This is a genomic window from Flagellimonas profundi (assembly GCF_017313275.1).
Classification (GTDB): domain Bacteria; phylum Bacteroidota; class Bacteroidia; order Flavobacteriales; family Flavobacteriaceae; genus Flagellimonas; species Flagellimonas profundi.
This window is the reverse complement of sequence record NZ_JAFLNM010000001.1, coordinates 1,680,026-1,698,151: the sequence shown is the minus strand read 5'-3', so window position 1 is coordinate 1,698,151 and position 18,126 is coordinate 1,680,026. Positions and strand designations below refer to the sequence as shown.

20 protein-coding genes and 1 tRNA gene are annotated in these 18,126 nt (G+C 43.1%); 5 read left to right on the top strand and 16 right to left on the bottom strand.

Translation table 11 applies throughout. The features are described 5' to 3' along the window. Positions 1-194 precede the first annotated feature (194 nt). The gene (locus J0654_RS07870; protein ID WP_207027408.1) at positions 195-704 is read left to right on the top strand and encodes a nicotinate-nucleotide adenylyltransferase; all 510 of its coding nucleotides are present in this window, start codon (positions 195-197) and stop codon (positions 702-704) included. A 46-nt stretch (positions 705-750) separates the two neighbouring features. Continuing rightward, positions 751-957, top strand: coding sequence for a dodecin family protein (locus tag J0654_RS07865; RefSeq protein ID WP_207027406.1), 207 nt, complete (start codon positions 751-753; stop codon positions 955-957). A gap of 82 nt (positions 958-1,039) precedes the next feature. On the opposite strand, the gene J0654_RS07860 is transcribed toward J0654_RS07865, so the two are convergent. Further along, positions 1,040-1,681 carry a phosphoribosyltransferase gene (locus J0654_RS07860; protein ID WP_207027404.1) on the bottom strand — a complete coding sequence of 214 codons (642 nt, stop codon included), beginning with the start codon at positions 1,679-1,681 and terminating at the stop codon, positions 1,040-1,042. Then, complete coding sequence (locus J0654_RS07855) at positions 1,668-2,324, bottom strand: dienelactone hydrolase family protein (protein WP_207027402.1); 657 nt, start codon at positions 2,322-2,324, stop codon at positions 1,668-1,670. Before J0654_RS07855 ends, J0654_RS07860 begins: the two co-directional genes overlap by 14 nt. 265 nt (positions 2,325-2,589) lie before the next feature. Between J0654_RS07855 and J0654_RS07850 the strand changes: the two genes are divergently transcribed. Together J0654_RS07850 and J0654_RS07845 are read left to right on the top strand one after the other, a co-directional pair. Next, a tRNA-Pro gene (locus tag J0654_RS07850) sits at positions 2,590-2,663 on the top strand. Positions 2,664-2,885: 222 nt separating this feature from the next. Then, positions 2,886-4,160, top strand: a complete 1,275-nt coding sequence (locus tag J0654_RS07845) for a site-specific integrase (protein ID WP_207027400.1) — start codon at positions 2,886-2,888, stop codon at positions 4,158-4,160. Between the two features lie 237 nt (positions 4,161-4,397). Here the strand turns inward: J0654_RS07845 and J0654_RS07840 are convergent, their stop codons facing one another. From J0654_RS07840 to J0654_RS07815, 6 genes are all read right to left on the bottom strand, one after another. After that, on the bottom strand, positions 4,398-5,396 hold the full coding sequence (locus J0654_RS07840; RefSeq protein ID WP_163636587.1) for a nucleotidyl transferase AbiEii/AbiGii toxin family protein: 999 nt from the start codon (positions 5,394-5,396) through the stop codon (positions 4,398-4,400). Further along, positions 5,393-6,007 (bottom strand): DUF6088 family protein, encoded by a 615-nt coding sequence (locus tag J0654_RS07835; protein WP_067036133.1) that lies wholly within the window; start codon positions 6,005-6,007, stop codon positions 5,393-5,395. Before J0654_RS07835 ends, J0654_RS07840 begins: the two co-directional genes overlap by 4 nt. 683 nt (positions 6,008-6,690) lie before the next feature. Continuing rightward, positions 6,691-7,158 (bottom strand): hypothetical protein, encoded by a 468-nt coding sequence (locus J0654_RS07830; protein WP_207027399.1) that lies wholly within the window; start codon positions 7,156-7,158, stop codon positions 6,691-6,693. A 356-nt stretch (positions 7,159-7,514) separates the two neighbouring features. Beyond that, on the bottom strand, positions 7,515-7,871 hold the full coding sequence (locus J0654_RS07825; protein WP_207027397.1) for a hypothetical protein: 357 nt from the start codon (positions 7,869-7,871) through the stop codon (positions 7,515-7,517). A gap of 332 nt (positions 7,872-8,203) precedes the next feature. Next, complete coding sequence (locus tag J0654_RS07820; RefSeq protein WP_207027395.1) at positions 8,204-9,289, bottom strand: PepSY-associated TM helix domain-containing protein; 1,086 nt, start codon at positions 9,287-9,289, stop codon at positions 8,204-8,206. A gap of 72 nt (positions 9,290-9,361) precedes the next feature. Further along, positions 9,362-11,746, bottom strand: coding sequence for a TonB-dependent receptor (locus J0654_RS07815; RefSeq protein WP_207027393.1), 2,385 nt, complete (start codon positions 11,744-11,746; stop codon positions 9,362-9,364). A 510-nt stretch (positions 11,747-12,256) separates the two neighbouring features. On the opposite strand from J0654_RS07815, the gene J0654_RS07810 reads away from it, so the two are divergent. Next, positions 12,257-13,063 carry a membrane metalloprotease gene (locus tag J0654_RS07810; protein WP_237685906.1) on the top strand — a complete coding sequence of 269 codons (807 nt, stop codon included), beginning with the start codon at positions 12,257-12,259 and terminating at the stop codon, positions 13,061-13,063. Between the two features lie 62 nt (positions 13,064-13,125). On the opposite strand, the gene J0654_RS07805 is transcribed toward J0654_RS07810, so the two are convergent. The 8 genes from J0654_RS07805 to J0654_RS18280 form a co-directional block, all read right to left on the bottom strand. Beyond that, entirely contained in the window at positions 13,126-14,079 is a 954-nt protein-coding gene (locus J0654_RS07805; protein ID WP_207027391.1) for a DUF4382 domain-containing protein, read from the bottom strand. Positions 14,080-14,523: 444 nt separating this feature from the next. Then, positions 14,524-15,345: an NHL repeat-containing protein gene (locus tag J0654_RS07800; RefSeq protein ID WP_207027389.1), complete on the bottom strand. Its 822-nt coding sequence runs from the start codon at positions 15,343-15,345 to the stop codon at positions 14,524-14,526. Next, a complete protein-coding gene (locus J0654_RS07795; protein WP_207027387.1) occupies positions 15,335-15,676 on the bottom strand; it encodes a hypothetical protein in 342 nt (113 codons plus the stop codon). The genes J0654_RS07800 and J0654_RS07795 overlap by 11 nt, the downstream gene beginning before the upstream one ends. 5 nt (positions 15,677-15,681) lie before the next feature. Next, positions 15,682-16,167 (bottom strand): heavy-metal-associated domain-containing protein, encoded by a 486-nt coding sequence (locus tag J0654_RS07790; protein ID WP_207027385.1) that lies wholly within the window; start codon positions 16,165-16,167, stop codon positions 15,682-15,684. A gap of 28 nt (positions 16,168-16,195) precedes the next feature. Beyond that, on the bottom strand, positions 16,196-17,053 hold the full coding sequence (locus J0654_RS07785; RefSeq protein WP_207027383.1) for a hypothetical protein: 858 nt from the start codon (positions 17,051-17,053) through the stop codon (positions 16,196-16,198). 13 nt (positions 17,054-17,066) lie between these two features. Then, positions 17,067-17,339, bottom strand: coding sequence for a thioredoxin family protein (locus tag J0654_RS07780; protein WP_207027381.1), 273 nt, complete (start codon positions 17,337-17,339; stop codon positions 17,067-17,069). A 158-nt stretch (positions 17,340-17,497) separates the two neighbouring features. Next, positions 17,498-17,860: a metal-sensing transcriptional repressor gene (locus J0654_RS07775; protein ID WP_072882308.1), complete on the bottom strand. Its 363-nt coding sequence runs from the start codon at positions 17,858-17,860 to the stop codon at positions 17,498-17,500. Positions 17,861-17,918: 58 nt separating this feature from the next. Then, a complete protein-coding gene (locus tag J0654_RS18280) occupies positions 17,919-18,125 on the bottom strand; it encodes a GDCCVxC domain-containing (seleno)protein (protein WP_072882309.1) in 207 nt (68 codons plus the stop codon). Position 18,126: the final 1 nt, after the last annotated feature.

Here is an 18,126-nt window from a genome sequence, read left to right as displayed (position 1 = left end):
TGCGTATACTTTTCAAACTCCAGTAATTCGGTTCTTTTTCATAATCAGCATAATACCAAGAGCAGTGAGAGAAAAAGGTGTTTAACTGATTTAAATCATTGTAAACCAGATAATAGTAAGGTAAATTGTGTTGCTTGTGAAAAATGGAGCTCCAAGATCCTTTTCGTAAGGTTATTAACTTAAACATTAAGATCATGAAAAAGCTATTATTGGTTCTTTTTGTGCTGGGGTTGGTAGCACCTATGCAATCTCAAATCATTAAGACAGAGGAATTATCAGAGGTAGTTGTGTATGCCACAAACTACAAGTATCTGAACAGCATTGAGACTCAGGAAGAAGCTTCCATACCAGTCGAAATGCTTAGACGTAAAGTAGCAGCTTTCGATGTAAAGAACTCAGAGTATTATCAAGATGACTATGATGTTTACAACATTAATTTCTACATCCCAGAGGGTAAGATTTTAGCTGCGTATGACAAGGACGGAAAAATAATCCGTACTGCTGAAAAATTTAAGAACATTAATCTGCCTAACTCTGTGAAAGCAGCTGTTTTGGAGAGATTCCCTGAATGGACCATCACCAAGGATACCTACATTACTCATTATTATGATAACAAAGGTGTTACCAAAAAGTACAAATTGAAATTGGAAAATGGAGATAAGGTATTGAGAGTAAAAGTGGATGAAAAAGGTGAGTTCCTGTAGCGGGTAAGTTCCTAATGTTCATTAATGAACAATTAAATTGGTTACAATGTCTGTATTAAAAGTTATTGAGATTTTAGGGAATTCTACCGATAGTTTTGAAGATGCCATTCAAAATGTAATAAATGAAGCATCTAAATCGGTAAGGAACATTAAGTCTGTGTATGTCCAAGATATGCAGGTTAGCGTTAAGGAAGGTAAAATTTCGGAATACCGTGTCAATGCCAAAGTTACCTTCGGTATTGTCGGTGAATAAAGTTTTTCTTTCCTAGGAATATGGTCCAAGCAAAGTTTTGTTTTGGACCATATTTTTTGTAAAAATTTAGAAGTCTATGGGTTTACTCCTTTGAATTAAAGGATTTACGTGTTTTTTCCAATAATTGGATGGCCTCTTCATCCGAAACCTCCCTGAATTGGTTATAAAACTGTCCCACCGCATGAAAGTTATAAGGTGTTTCTAGGCAGATTACTTCATCAATATAGTTGGAAGACTCCATGTTTTCAATGGCACTCCTTGGGGCAACAGGGATAGCCACGACTACTTTTTTCGGATGTTTTTTATAGACCATTTGCGCCGTGATCATGATGGTGTTTCCGGTGGCAACCCCATCATCAACAATAATTACGGTTTTCCCTTTTAAATCCAAAGGTGAGCTATTCTGGTAATATTGGTTGTATCTTTTTTTTAGTTTTTGTCTTATGATTTCGGTTTCTTTGGTAATGTAAGACGGGTCTATTCTGGTGGAATCACTAAGGATGATATCATCTAGACTTACTGCCCCAATGGCATATTCCCTATTATACGGATGCCCTATTTTTTTTGAAAGGGCCACATCTAACGGGGCATGAAGGGATTCTGCAACAATTGCTCCCAAAGGAAGTCCGCCCCTAGGAATAGCGAGGACCACAACCTTTTCTTTTAAAAACTGCTGTAATCTATCTGCCAATTGCAGGCCGGCATCTGTTCTATTTCGAAACATTTTCTTTTGTTGTTTTAAACCATTTATCAAACCACTCAGCCGCTAGGTGAGCCACTGTTTCAAGCTTTCCGGGCTCTCCAAACAGGTGGGTTGCTCCTGGAACTATTTCCATTTTCTTTTGGCACTCAAGCTTTTCATAGGCTTTTTGGTTCAGCCAGATTACCTCTGTATCAAGCCCTCCTACTAGCAATAGGGTGGGGGCTTTTACCATATTGAGTTCATTGAGGGCAAGGTCGGGTCTGCCACCTCGTGAAACTACGGCACTTATGGAGTTTCCAAAAAAGGCGGCTGCCCTAAGTGCAGAAGCAGCTCCCGTACTGGCTCCAAAATATCCCATGGGTAATTTTAAAGTATTGTGTTGATGATAAGCCCATTGGGTGGTTTCGATTAGCCGCTTGGTAAGTTTATCGATATCAAAGCGATTTTGATAAATTCTGTCCTCTTGCTCGGTCAATAGATCAAATAGTAATGTGGCTATTCCCTTAGCTTGAAGAATATGTGCCACAAAGTTGTTTCTGGAGCTAAATCTACTGCTACCGCTCCCATGGGAGAAGATGACCAATCCTTCGGGGTTGTCAGGAATGGTAAGGTTGCCCGCTAAGGTGGCGTCTGTTACGTTGATGTTTACTTCCTGGGTCGTCATTATTTCCTTCTATTTATAAGTGTCCTCAATTGATGAAGCTAGGAAGATTCCTTTGGGCGGACAATGACGGGAATCATATAAAAAATATACAGAGCTGTTTGTTGATGGTTTAAATGCTCCCGATGATATTCTTCTGAATGGGCAAAACATTTTATGATAATATGTCTCTGGACAGCGGAAAACCTTTGTTGGCCAAAAAACGATAAAAGTTTTAAGTACTCTATGTTTAAATCTTGTCAAAATTTATATTTTTGCAGTCCCTTTTCGGGATGTGGCGCAGTCTGGTAGCGTACACGCATGGGGTGCGTGTGGTCGCTGGTTCGAATCCAGTCATCCCGACGAACCATGGTTTTATGACACTAAGTAAAACCTTAATTAATTGAAAACCAGAAAATTAATTTTTTCTGGTTTTTTTTATTTCCATCTGAAACCATCGATGAGGATGTCCTATAGAGTGTCCTATTTTTGTCGGGAAAAATTCCCTAAATTGTACTTCCGTAATTGATTTTTCGTGTGATTTGACTTTCGCTTAATCCAAAGTTTAACTTAAAGCGAGAACACATGAATACCTCTAACGCCTTCAGTATCAGTTTTTGGCTGAAAAAATCAGGAAGAAAAAAAGATGGACGTTTTCCAATTTATGTCCGAATCAGATGTAAAGGAAAAAATGCAGATCTCAGTGTCCATCGATCAACTTTTGAAGAACGATGGTGTCCTATTTTGGGAAAAATGGACCATAGGGCCAGTGAATCCGTTGTTGTCAACAAATATTTGGACGACGTCCGGGCAAAATTACTGGAATGCCATCGACAACTCTGTGCGGAGAGCAACTTTATAACGGCACAATCCATCAAGCTTAGATATCTGGGGAAGGACAAGGTGATGCTCACCCTATTGGACCTTTTGGAGTATAACCGAACCTATGAGTTGCCCAAACTGGCCAAAGGGACAGTCAAGAACTATTCTTCTACAGAGACCTACCTGAAACGTTTCATTGGCAAAAAATATCGGGTGCCCGATATTGGGTTGGCCTCCATTGACTATGCCTTTTTGATTGAATTTGAAAACTTCCTGCGGAACTGCGAACCCATCAAGTCGTTCCAAACATTGAACAACAATGGCATCATGAAACATATGCTACGGTTCAAGAAATTGGTGACCATGGCCTATAAATTTGATTGCATCCCCAAGAATCCCTTCAACCTCTATAAAGTGAAAATGGAGGATTATGACAGTGCTTTTCTGGAAGAGGAGGAAATCTTGGCACTGGGCCAATTGAAATTCGAGGAAAAGGGGATGGAACTGGTCCGCGATATTTTCCTTTTTGCATGCTATACAGGACTCAGCTACATTGAGATCAAACTTCTCAAACCCAACGGTATCGTATCCGGCATCGATGGGGAACTATGGATCGATGTAAAGCGCCAAAAGACCAAGACCGAAGTCAAGGTCCCCCTATTGACCAAAGCCAAGAAAATCTTGGAGAAGTATGCGGATTTTCCCAAAAATGAAGATATTGTTCTTCCTGTGTACTCAAATCAAAAGGTGAACCAATACCTAAAGATCATTGCACAAAGGGCAAATATTGATAAGCACCTAACGTTCCATGTGGCCAGACATACCTTTGCAACAACAATCACCCTTATGAACGACGTACCCATAGAGACCGTTTCCAAGCTCTTGGGGCATACCAAGCTTTCCACGACCCAAAAGTATGCAAGGGTGGTGGAAAAGAAAATCAGTAAGGACATGGCCCAATTGAAAAACATATTGGATGAGAGCAGCCATAAAATTCAAGATAACAGTGGGGTTCCCAATTTGAGAATTGTACGGTAGAGCTGTAGGGGTATTGTTATTTCTATTTAGAATACCTTTCAGGAAAGCAGTTTTTGCTGATGAGCGGGTTGTTTTATGCGCAATATCGAATGCAGTTCGACTTCAACAGATAAGACAGGACACTTAGTTTCAAGGGGTCAAAAGTCAGCTGTCGCGGAAAGGGACTCTACTTCAACGCTACTTTAACATTTGAGTCCTGTTTCTGGGCTATTTGAGAACAATTGGAATCAAAATGAACTAGGCTGAATTAAACCTATCTCTCAAGCCGGTCAGCTTGTTGATTAAATCTTTAAAGCTTTCCGTTTTACCATAGAACATGCTCTCTTTCATCTCCGCATAATCTTCTTCCCATTCTGCCATAACTTCTTCAGGTGGAATGAAATTCAAAGTTTCATAACCATGCTTTGAATAATCGATCCAAGATATTCGTGCATATACTTCTCGGTGTGCCACAATTTTGTCGTACAATGCTTTGTCCTTTATTGCCGATTCCCCAAATCCTGTATCCATCATTCTGGATACATCATATAAATGCCTTGTCATTCGATGACCTCTTATTGGTCCCCGTTCTTTTGGTTTCTGAAATTCCTCATGCAATAGGAACAGTTTTTCCAAAAATGTGCGTTGAGGCAAAACTGTGGGTATATTAACGGCTTTATCAGCAAAGGATAGGCCTCTGTACATTTCCCCAATAAACGATATAACTTCTCTATTTTCAAAGGGTCCCCGAAGTGACCTGGAGCTTATTTCAACCAGTATTCTTGGTTCTAAATAGGGAACCTTGTCGACCAATGACTTATAGCGGATTTCAATGGCCAAGGGATCAGTATCTGATTCTTCAAAATCGCGGACATGGATGGTAAAATCCTTGATGCCCATTTCATGAAGCTTATCCTCTAAATCTTGCGGCAGTATCTCGCTCACAAACTTGCATGATGCCTTTCTAAGTTTTTTAACCTGTTTTCGGGAAAGATCTCCCTCAAATTCAAAAAAGGATTTATCCATACCCAGATCTATGTCCTCCGAAAAGCGCTCAATAAGTCTCCATGCTTTGCTCAAGGATGTACCTCCTTTGAAAACCAGGTGGTTTGAATATTTGGTTTCGAATAGGGTGCGAAGGACAGCGACCACCCACCAATCCTTTTCTATGGCCGCCTGTGGAAGGCCTTTTAAAATACTTGTTTGAACAATCACTTCTCTTCTGTCCTGTTCGGATAAATCAAACCATTCCTTCATGTCGGTTCCCTTTTTGATAGTGAATTTTGCATAATTTCAGAAATCCAAACAGGAGCTAGTTTCATATCATGAACTATTGATTCTCTGTCAACCTTTTGGAGTATCATATTTATTTTTTCCAAGGTTTTGTCATCTATATTGTGTTTGCCCAATTGGCGCAGGGCTTGCATGATAAGGATATTGGTCTCACTCTTGACGGCTAGAATTTTAGGGGAAGCCTTTTTAAACTTTATTGTATTTTCCCCAACGGATATGGTACGGGAAGTTCCGTCCGTTAAGTAAACTAAATTCAAAGGTACCTGTGTGGAAAGCCCCAGTTGGTTGAGTGCCTGAATCCCAGTGGGAATAATTCTGGCCTTATCCCTTTTAGAGATTGCTTTGGCAATTTCTTCCAAAGACGGATATAACGTCCCAAGTAGCTTGTGTTCTTTGGGATATAGATAAATGCCTTGGGCCAATCGGATCAAAAAACCTTTGTCCTCTAACCTTTTCAATGCTTGCCTTATCGCTTCAGATGTACCGAATTTGGAAAAGTTTTTCGGGAAAAAAATTTTTCCACGCTTATGGTTCGAAATTGAATTTTTTATAAGTTTTTCAGTGGGTATGGGCATTTTGTCACTTATTTTCCGTCACAAATTTAGTAAAAAAATGTGACGAATAAATTTTTGGGGAGACAAGAGTGAAAATCACAAAAGATGGAAGGTGTAAACCTAGTGCTGTTGGTCAAGACCAACAGCACTAGGCAAATTTTCCACATGGTAAACATCGGTGTTCATGAGCTATTTAGACATTTCGAGTGAATTATGAACACCGATGTTTACCATGTAATGAAGTTAGTTTTTTCCAGGAAGAAAGTCAATGGGGTAGGGGCTTTGTCGACGGTGTGTTATAAACAAATTAATGAACAGTGTGCTCTTGGGCCAAAATTCTTAAACTTGTCTATTGCATGGTAAGGGCAACCATTGGGTTCCCAAGGAGCGCTTTTGAAACCATTATAAATCACATCAGGCACCAACGCTTGAATTTTGCCTTATAACTTTTATTTTCTTACCAATATTCCCGAAAGTTAAGCTCGCACTATTTTCTCGGACAAGGGACGGCATAAAACCGTTTCGAAGGTAACTGTTATATACTCTGTTAAAAATTAAATTTTTTAGTATGAATTAAATCAAATGGTTATTACAATAAGGGTATATGGTTACGAAAAATGTTTGTCTTTCAGAACAGTTCAAGTTAATTCAAAAACAAAAAATCCCCAGAAAAGGGGCTTTTATAAATTTTACAGTTTCAGAAACTAATTTCCCTCGCTCAAAGAAAAACTGCCATCACCATTAAAATTGTTCACTTCAATGGTTACAGTCCATATTCCTGAAACGCCTGCTGAAGTTACCCCATCAATACTGTCGGGCTCAGTGCCGCCTTGAATAGTCCTGTCCAAAACAACAGTAGCATCTGCATCTCGGACGATAATTTGAAAACTTCCTTCTGATGTGGCTGTTATGTCAGCATTATAATCGGCAGTGGTTAGATTGTTGTTCCAACTGAACACACGGACAGCAGAACCACCATTGCCCTTAAAGCTTGCATCAACATCGCCATTAAAATCCGAACGATCCCCTACGACAAAATCGGATGGGGTGGCCATTATCTCGGTTCCATTAACGGATACCCTTGCGAAAGTATCATCATCTTTGCTGCAGCTAACAAAAACAGTGGAAGCAACAACGGTAAGGATTATAAAAAAAAAATTGGTGAGTTTCATAACAATTGTAAGATTGGATTATTGAACTATGTAACAACCATAACGCAAATCACCCTACTTTATTTTTTAAAGGAGATCTTTCCTTGGCTGAAATTTCCTTATGTCATTTCCATGATGCCCCACTAGAAACAATTTACAAGCAATTATGGATTGACCTTTTAAGTCACATTCAGATCAATCAGGCGAATTGGCCCACCACTTTTCTGGGATCACTGCAATATGGTTCATGTTAAGTGGTCTGCCACTTTGTATCACTCCATAGCCCGTTCTCAAAAGTTTATTGGATACACTATTCAAAATCAAGAAATAGGGGTTTACCTTCAAGCTTTTTCCGTTCTGCATATAAACTTATACTCTTATTGTGCACCACTGTGGTTTTTGCAGCTAAGAATAACAATGATTTTAGTTTTTTGTCGGCCATATGACTGGTCTTGGACTTCATTGACATTTTTGCGGAAGAATTGGATAAGGACATACACTGGTAAAGCCTGCAGCTTTTTGGCCGTTGTAATACATTTGAAGTTTTCAGTTTTGATGACAAGGTTTTTTGCGATTACTGGACCAATGCCCTTAATGGCGGTAAAGAGTTCGTAGCTATCCTTTAAATTGGAATCGTTCAGAACGATTTTCTTAATTTCCTTTTCGATAGCATCAATTTTTTCCAGATTTAGAATCGCTCTCTGCCAGCTTCTATAGGCGCAACACTCTGGCAAGGGCCATGCTTTCTTTTTTCTGTCCCAACAAAAGTCATGTCCTGCTTTTTGATAACTGTTCGCGCAAATTGTAAAGTTCCTATAGCTCTTTGACCGACTCTGACCTTGGTTCCGTAAAGCGTAATTCCTCAGCAGAACTCTCCCCGTATTTTTTGACACGACATGCATCCTTGGAATCACTCTTACCTCCTTTGCTCGTAATTACAGTTCGAGTGTTTTTTATCATTGTGGTACAATACTATTACCGTTTTTGCAGATACAAATAGGAAACATAAGGCCTACTGTCATTTTCGATTTGGCCAAGACATCAAAAGAAAAAAAACAGCGATAGATCATCGACCCTGCATCCTGTCTTTTTTTCCGGTCCTCCTTCTTTTTTTGTTCCGGTATATGCTGAGCCCCGTCAAGAACAACAGCAAAGGGACCAGACCGGAGACGAAGACCAAGATCCTGCCGAGGGTACCGGCCATTTCACCGATATGGATAGGGTAGAACTGCGTTGCCATTCGGTTGCTGTTGGGGTCCGTCCTAAAATCACTCACCACCGTAACACGACCATTGGTACCAAGTTCCACTTCTTTGGTCCTTCGAAGCCCAGCGGTTATGAACCGTTCCCTGATATATCGAAGCCTATAATGGTCCGTTCCATTCTTGGGAAAGTGGATGGCCCGTAAGGCGTAGGATTCATTTGTTTTTGAGAGATAATCCTGTAATTGTGGAGAATCCCCGTGTACCCATGGTCGTTGGGTATTGTCGTGTTTCCCATCAAATAGACTTAGTGCCGACTTGTAGTAGGAATTATAGGTAAAGTAGGAACCACTTAGGGCCATTAGGAGCAAGGGCACGATAAAATAGGCCCCAAAGGCCTTGTGCAAATCGAAATTGATTTTCTTTCTTTTTCCCTTCCATTTTATGGTAAAGCCCTCTTTCAAGTTGTTGCGATAGGATGTTGCCCAGATATAGATTCCAGAAGTCAACAGAAACATAAAGAAAATGATGGCACTGGTCCCCACAATGTATTTGCCATACGTTGGTATGCCCAAGTTCCGGTGAAGGACCAACAGGTTTTCAAAAAAGCGGATGGAAGTTGATTTTTTGCCGAGATGGGCATGGGTCTCGGGGTGGTAATAACTGGTTTTTCCACTATTGAACGTAATGGAGATCGTCTGTTGTTCCCGATAGGGGAGGAACATACTGTTGATGCTGTCCCTATGAATGGCAACCAAACTTGCCGTGGTTTCCATGATGGTCCTATCGTCCAGATTCCCAAAGCCCTCCACTTGGAGCAGGTCGGGATTGAGAAATGCCGATATTTCGGGTTGCCAGACATAAAGGGAGCCCGTGAGTCCGGAAAATGAGGCGATAAGCCCACAGGTGAGGCCCAACCAAAGGTGTATTTTCCGTATCGTTTTGTTCATGGTGGTCAAAAAGATGCCCAAGAGTATTTATAAAACGGTGCCAATGGGAACATCGACACCGTTTTCTATGGATTAGAAACTGTACAAAAGGCTCAATTTCGTATTGATGCCTTCCCCGGCTCCTGTAAAGGTGCGCAAGGGTGCTGCCCATTGTGACCTTGCGGGCAGGTAATATTCGTTCAACAGGTTATTGATGGCCAAGGAGACGGATATATTGGACTGCAAACGATAGGTCGCGGACCAATTGAGCAAGGTATAGCCTTCCACAGGAAATTGGGTATGTCTATAGGTATAATCGTCATTGGCATCCAAATAAGGGTCAAACCTGTCCCTGTCCCCCAAATGGGTCAATCGCAGGGAGGTGCCCAATTTGTCCGTTGGTGCCCAATTGACATAGGCCGTCCACTTTGGGGCAGCAATGACATCACCTCCCAAGTAGACCAGATTGTTTTCATTGCCCGCATTATGGGTCACTCCTTCCACATAGGTGTACGAGGTGCCCAGTTGCCATTTGTTGTCCGGGGAAAAATAATCCAGGGCAACCTCCCCTCCATAGATGTCCTGGGGCTGTTTTGAGGGGACAAACGAATTGATGTTCTCATCGAATACAACTCCAGTGCCCAAATTGGAGGTGCTGTAATATCCCACAGCTTCAAATTTGATGTTCTGGAACTTGGACAGGAAGCCGAACTCATAATTTTTGGTCACTGCCGGTTCCAATTGGATGTCATTGATGTTGTCTGCCGTTGCGGACCGGAGTACCGAACCCAGATCGGCAATGGAGAATCCTTGGGAATAGCTCACATAGGGAATGAACTCTTGGTGTTTGATGTAACGGAGCCCAACATTGAAGGCCAGATTGTCAAAACCTATCTTTCCACCTTCCACGGCCACTGATGGATTGAAGTTGCCATCCCCCAAGGGAGAATACGGTAGCGTATTGTAGTCCTCAATGTCCAAGTTCATGTCATCGAAACGAAGACCGGCCTTGACCACCCAGGTCCCGTTGAACTTTGCAGTGGACTGAAGATAAGGTGCCCAGCTGAACATTTTGATGTTTGGCACCCAAAGCCTCCCGTCCAAAAGACCTTGATTGGTCTTGTCACGGAGCAGGTCCACTCCATAGGTCAGGGAGACGTCCGTTGTGGAGCTGACAGGGAAGGTCGTATTGAAATTGGGCCTCAGTCCGTATTTTTCAGCATTGATGACGGATTGGCCCCCGTTTTCAAATTTATCCGAGTAAAAGAAGATGTTTTCCGTGTTCTGGTAATATAGGTCCGTCGTAAAATCCGTGGTCCCGGCAAAAATTTCGGTCAGGTTATATTTTAGCTGTCCGTTCACAAGTGTCGATCCCGTGGCTTCCTCTCCTTCGATAGAACCCTCGACCCCATAGCCGGCCGTTAGCGAATAATCCCCTTCTTCGTTGAATACTTCAAATTCTCCGGGAACCGGGATGAAAGGAGTGTCCTGGGCGGATTTGTATAGATTACCGCCCAAAGTGATATTTTGGTTATCGGAAATCCGGTATTCCAACTTGGCCAGGACACTGTAGATCTTTGTGTTGTCCAGGCCATAGGTGGGCAAGATCACGGTCCCGTCAGCATCATATTTATTGCCGGTCTTTTCGTAGCTTCCACTAATGTAGTAGGTGAACCTATCCAAATTGCCCTTAAGGGATTGGTACAGCCCAAAACCAAGGGCATCATCGGTGGCCGCCAAGTTGGAGGTACCCCAAACATTTGTGGTGCCCTCTATTTTTTCAGTGGCGTCCGGCTTTTTGGTGATATAGTTGATGAAGCCCCCATTGCCCCCATTGCCAAAAATGGAGGTGGCCCCCTTGATGACCTCGACCCGACTGATATCATTGGGGCTTATCGATTTTATTCCCAATTGTCCATTTCGCAGTGGGGTGGACTGGGGAATCCCGTCGACCATGACCAATAGCGAACGTCCCCGTAAGGTCTGCCCCCAGTTCGAGAAGGTTCCGGTGGATACCGCCAGACCGGGTACCGTAAACTCCAATATTTCACTGATGTTCGAGGTGGAGTTGGAGAATTCCTGAAGTTTGACCTCGCCCACCACGGTCACGGAGGCCGGTATCTCGGAAAGGTATTCCGAATTCCTGCTGGCTGAAATCACGACCTCGTCCAAACTGTTCAGGTCTTCGGTCAGTACGGCAGTATATGTGAGGGTTTCATTTTGTGAAAATGTCATTTTCTCTATGAGTGTCCTATAGCCCAACATTCTAAACGAGACCTCCCAGGAGCCTGCTTCAACGGAAGGGAGTTCAAAGTTGCCGTTGTAGTCCGTTGTTGCCCCTATCTGCAGTGCAGGTATATAAACCGTGGCACCCATCAAGGGCTGATTTTGTTCATCGATTACTTTTCCGTTAAGATTGGATTGGGAAAATGCACAAACCGATAATAAGAGGGTTGTGGCAAGTGTTATGAGCTTCATTAATTTGGATTTATTTAAAATAAGGGGCAAAAATAGGTTTTTGTGCTGTGTTCGCAAATCTTATTTAGATTTAATACAAATAAAAACATGAAATTGCTTGCTAGATGGTTTTGTTGGCCAGAGGTGAGCAGTGGTGGTTGAACTTTGAATTCCAATTGAGTGGACATTCAATCTTTCAAAGGAAAAACCTGTAAAAGGTTCCTACCTCCAAAGTGCCAAAGATCATGAGGTTCCTTTGGATTTTTTTATTTTTATATCTTCTGGTCGCCGATATATTGTAGCACATTCGGGTTATATGCACTACTGATTATTGTCTATTTTATATGCGTATGGTATAGACACGCCTTTACGCCTACGGTAGGTTTAGGATACATCGGAATATTGCGTCATCAGAAGAACTTGAAAATACCAAGATTAAAAAGGTCATGGTTTACGGGAATCCTGGGAATATGGTTTAAAAATAAACGGGACAAGGGCATACTATCCTTTTTTATCTGCCGTTGGGTAAATATGGAATTACATGTAAGAAAAAGATTTTGTTCCATTTGTTTAATGGGATTGCTTGGTATTTTGGGTCTTGGCTGCAGTGCCGACTCTGGACAAGCGGATGATGGAAATGGATTGAACGACACAATGGATGTTTCACAGAACCGTAAGTCCGTCGGGGATTCGGCCGCAGATCTGTTGGATGGTTCCCGTTTTCCAGCACTGCACCTTGAAATATTCTATGTGGAAGGTCTGAAGCCCAGTGCAACAACCTTGGACAATTTTGAGTCCTTCTTGATGGAACGGCTCCATAAACCCGATGGGGTTACCATTGCGCTTACAGAGATTTCATCCCCGGGGCAGGCCGTTTATTCCATTACGGATATCAGGAACTTGGAGGACGATATACGTACAGCCTATAACCAAGAGGGTATCCTAAAGGTTTTTGGCCTTTTTATTGATGGGGAATATTCCGAGAACACGGAAAACGGTTCCGTATTGGGGGTAGCCTACAGGAACACCTCCTTTGTCATCTTTGCGGATACCATCCGGGAATTTAGCGGACAACCCTTGGCCCCGAGCACTGCGGTTCTGGAGACCACGGTCCTTGACCATGAGTTTGGACATCTATTGGGATTGGTAAATGCAGGTACCCCATTGCAAAGTGCGCACCAGGATGAGCCACACGGAAGGCATTGTACCACTGAGGATTGTCTGATGTATTGGACAGCGGAAACCGGTGAGGGGCTCATCAATATGATCAGTGGCGGCACCATTCCAGGATTGGATGCCGCCTGTTTGGCAGATTTACAGGCCAATGGTGGCAAATAAAACCTTTGACCATAAAAAAAGCCCCGTTCTGGGGCTTTTCTTGTTATAATCGATGGGATTGCCTATAGCGAAGCGGTCCCGGTCACGGTGACATTGGCGCTCAACTGTAGGGCCGATGTGATATTGATGGCCCCTAGGTCGAGACCTGTGGTGGACTCCACTTCCAATTGTGAGTTGAAATAAAACTCAGTACCATCTTGGGTATAGGAAGCAAAGATGAGTTCATACTCCCCTTCGGCCAAAAAGTTAAGGCTATAGGAGTTGTTGATTCCGCCCACTTCAGCACTGGTCACGGCATTGGCGAACCTGATACTGCTCTCACCCTGGCCCTGGGTCTCCACTTCGGCATTGTATGTGCCCTTTTCATAGGCATACACCACAATTTTATCGGACGTATCTTGGGAATCGTTGACCGTACCCGAAATCTCTCCCGTCGCTTCTTTGTTTACGGTCCGAATACCTGCGGAAAGCTCTGAAAGCGTCACGAAATCAAAGTCCGATTCCAAGGTCCCCTGTTCTTCCTTTATGGTCTTGCGCAGGTCGAAATCGATGATGATCTCATTGGTATTGGTGGCAAAGACCTCAAAGGCATCCGTGATGTCCACAGTATTGGAAGAGGCCTCTATCCTGTCCTTGGTCCCATCGGCCATTTCCACATAACACCCGGGACTGTTGCCGTTCATGTCATTGGCATAGTCCAGGACCAATTCAATGTTGGAATAGGTCCCTGCCTCCATTTGGAGATTGCCCAAGGTCTTCGTCTGGCCGTTGACCAAGGCCGAAAGGTCAAAAGTGGTCTTGGAGAATCCCTCAATGGAGTTCCCATCCACCTTTACATCGGAGACCGTGATGAACACCGCTTCCACGTTCGCATTGTCAATGGGTGCATCGGTCATTTTAAGGGTTGTTTGATAAGATTCCTTCTCTACATTGTCATTCTCATTGTTGTCACTACAGGATACTATCAAAAGCATTGTTCCAAAGATAATTCCCAAGTTTTTCAAAAGGGTCTTCATAAAAATTAAGATTTAAGGATTTATTATTTGTTTCAGTAATATAACAATTGGCATACGTCAAACCCTACTTGGGTCAAACAGGCCCAATACAATGCCGACTTCATGGAATGATGGTTCGGACTCCCTACGATAGGGCTCACAGATGATACGGCATACTTAGAAACACATTGGATTTTTTTGATTAAAGAGGTCAAGGGTCCTGGTCTGTATACGTAGAACAATGGTTCTGATATTTTAAATCAATGAAGGTTCGATCATTTACGTTTTTCGATTGGATTGTTCAAACAACAAGCGGGAAAGTGAACCTTGAAATTTGGGACAAAAACATGATTCTGGGAATCTTGTTTTCAGTAATGGCTTAATCGGTTTCCCGTTCAGTTTAAAGGATGGTCGTTTTGTAAAGCGAACTTTTTAAGGAACAAGTGAATTGTCCAATGTCCCTCACTATTTTCTGGACCAGATTAAAATTGCGTTCTCCTTAAAATTCGTGCTGTATAGGTATTCCCCGTCGAATTGCACATCCGTTGGATACTTGATGCTTTCGGTCAAGACTTGCCGCAATGATCCATCAAAGCTGTAAATCAACACCCGGCCATTTTCTTGGTCGGTAATTGCCAACTCCCTTTCCCCCATTGCAATACCTGAAGCGACGTTCATTCTTTCATTTCCACCAATGGTTTTTAGGTGTGTTCCATCGAACCCGAAGACCTGTATTCTGCTGTTGTAGGCATCGGCCACATATATCCTGTTATCCTTCATCTTTACGTCTATCGGATAGTACAGCTCCCCATCTTTGTGCCCCTGCCTGCCAATAGTGAAGCATTCATTCGGTGTCTGTACGATGATTCGGTGGTTATAAAAATCGGCTACAAGAACTGTATCTCCGTAAATGGAAACCCCTGCTGGGGCCTGTGGTCTTTTGGATAGTTTCAAAGGCCATCTTTTGTCATCTCTATATTGCCAGATGGTGTCCGTCAAAAATTCGGGAATAAACAGGGTGCCATTGTCAATATGGATGTTCATTGGTCGCTGGATACCAGTAATCGAATCCAACAGCTCTCCGTCCCGGTCGATCTTGTAAAGCCTAAAATAATCAGGGTCGGAAAACCATATCGCATCACCATCTTTGGCCAAAGCCAAGGGTCGGGCTTCCTCGGGCAGCATGATCTTTCGTTCGAACTGCCATTGTTTCTCGGGCTGCTCACAACTTGACATAAGGGACAGTAAAAAAACAACCTGAATAATATGTGCGGGTCTAATATTCATATCCATAGTTTACTATCGTAAGTATTAAAACCAGAAATGTAACGGTCCAAAGCGTCCACGAATTAATGTGGTGCTTTTGTCCATGGTTTTGACAAGGACCTGCATTCCCACATTTCCTTTCATTTTTGATGTTTTTAAAATGGGCGAACCCAAGCGTTCCTGCCGAAATAGTGGTCAGATAGGGCTGCACGGGATGCACCCATTCAAAATTCCCGCCCAAGAAACCCAGTCCCGCCACGATTGACAGCAAGGTCGGGGCCAAACAGCACATTACCGGAAGAAGGGCCGCTACCAAGCTGGTGCCCAATACCATTTTGAGAATTACTTTCATAAGGCCTATTCTATTTTGGACAGTATGATCTCCCATTGGTCCGAGAGATTATCATCATCTTCATCCTGTACCGTGCCACTTAGCGTTGTCCTGCCCACCGCCAATTTTTGAACCAATTCGACAGATGTATCCTGCGATACCGCAAACCGTTCGTTATCGGTCTCGATGTACCATTGGCCATCTACTTTATTCAAGTTCCCCATGAGTACCACTTTGGCTTTCTTTGCCGAAAAACCGTTCTTTTTGACCTCTTCCTGAATGCTACGTAAGGTAAGGTCATTCTTTTCGGCCAATCCCAAATACGCTTTTCCATCGTTCAGGCTGACGCGAACCTCCTGAAGCCCGTCCATCTTTTTCAACCCGCGTTCCAATCCATAGGCACAGGGCGCGCAGTCCATTCCATAGACTTCTTGGTCAACCCTGGCGATTTGGCCGCTTATCGTGCCTATTCCAAGAATACCGATCAGGGCCATCATTTTGATGTTTTTCATTATATGTGCTTTTTAATTTATACTGTGTTTACAACCAATAACTTAAATTTACGGCAATCCGATACCTTTCTTTTACCGTACCGAGTGTCAAATCCTGTACTACTGGAACCATCGCACCAAAGGATATGCCCCAAGCACCGTAAAGTCCTAGGAAAGAAGGTCCCACCAAAACCTTTGTACTGCGCGTATCGCTAAAATCCAGTTGTCCATCAATTTTATTGCCTCCAGGGAATTCGGCCAATGATTCGATAAAGATGCGCCAATCGGGTTTTGGGTAATCCCCCATAAAGATATTGGGCCGGTACCCCACAACGGCACTCGCATAGGGCAGGTCGCCCAATCGTTCGTCATCTCTTTCAAAATAATATTGGTAACCGCCACCGATCCATGCATACCAAGTGCGTGAGGCATAGCCCGTGGAAATGGCCGCATGTATAGCGTTGCCGACATTGACCTGTCCCCTGACATTATCGGTAGGAGCGGAAACACCCACGATGGCAGTGGACTCAAACCGCTTTCCCACACCAAAGGCGTTCGAGAAAAAACGGTACCAAAGGGAAGCCTCGATATCCCCATTGGCGGGCATATTGCTATTGCCCCGTGTCCTTGGCGTCTCGCCCAACCGTTCTATCATTGTGGGCGTGGTAAGGTTTACCTGTAGATCTTCTGTAATGCCATAGGAAAATAGGTAGCGCAACATATAGGAGGTTTCGGTTTCTGTGCCTAGGCTCATCCCGGCCACGTTCAAATCCACCCCGCCTTTTGCAAGGGTCGGTGTCTGTAGCCCATAGAGGGGGCCGTGGCCCTGGGCCATCACCGATCCTGATATGGCCAATAGCAATATCAATTTGACATAGCGAATGTTCAGGAATATTCTACAAATCATATGCAAACACTTTTCAATTATGACTGCCAATTCCTGCTTCCACCAATTCCATTTCGGTAATGGCCGAATTCTTACAGCACTCCAAGAGCTCACCGTTCACGACCACAGCAGGCACTTTCTTGATGCCGTATTTCTCCAACTTATCAAGACAGGTCTTGTCCTCACACAGCCTGACCAGATCATAGGTCGTTACCTCACATGTATCGCAGGCCAGTTCCTTTATCTTTTTGACCACGGGGTCACAGACCGGACAATTGGCCGTAAATACTTCTACTTGACGTTTCATGTTTCTGTTTTTTAAATAGTTTAAAATTTCCTGTACGCGACATGGAATTCAAACAATGCATCAAAGGTAGAATGATGGGTAGGGTGGTCTCCAAATAAAATTTCAAAAAAAAAGCCCGCATCGTGCAGGCCATCAAATCGGTTCTGATTATGGGGAGGTCAGGCATTTTTGTGGTTTTCGAGTTTGGCCTTGAGCGCATCTATCTCCTTCATCTTTTCCGTTAGGCTGTCCAATTCCAAATCTGGAAATTGCTTTCGTATAAATTCGATACGTTCTTCATTGCCGCAATTTCCTGGACAGGCCTCGACAGTCTCGGATATCTTGATGGCGAGGGTCTTTCGATAGGTCTCATCGAGGAGCAGGTGATGTGCCTTGTCCAAGGCGTTCTTCACTGCTTTGAACTGTACCAAAATCTTCTCGGGGTCGGAACTTTCGTCCAATAACCTGACCAAACCGTTTACCTGTCCATTGATGCTTTGAAGTCTCGTTTTGATGTCCTGGCTTAAATCTTTTGGTATCATAATTTATATTTTATCTGCAATATATGGTTGTGAAAAGGGTGGTCTACCACTATTCTCGTCAACAACAGGAAGATTTATTCTGTATGGGTGGACAGGCGACAGAGCCATAGGAACAAAAAACACAGCAATCGCCTTCTTTAGGTCGAATTACTTCGTGACAGTTTTTACATTCATAAAAGTACTGGCAAGCATCGGTTGGCATTTCTTCCTCTTCTTGGTACCCACATTTGGGACAGGTAATGGTAGATAATATTTTTGTATCCATA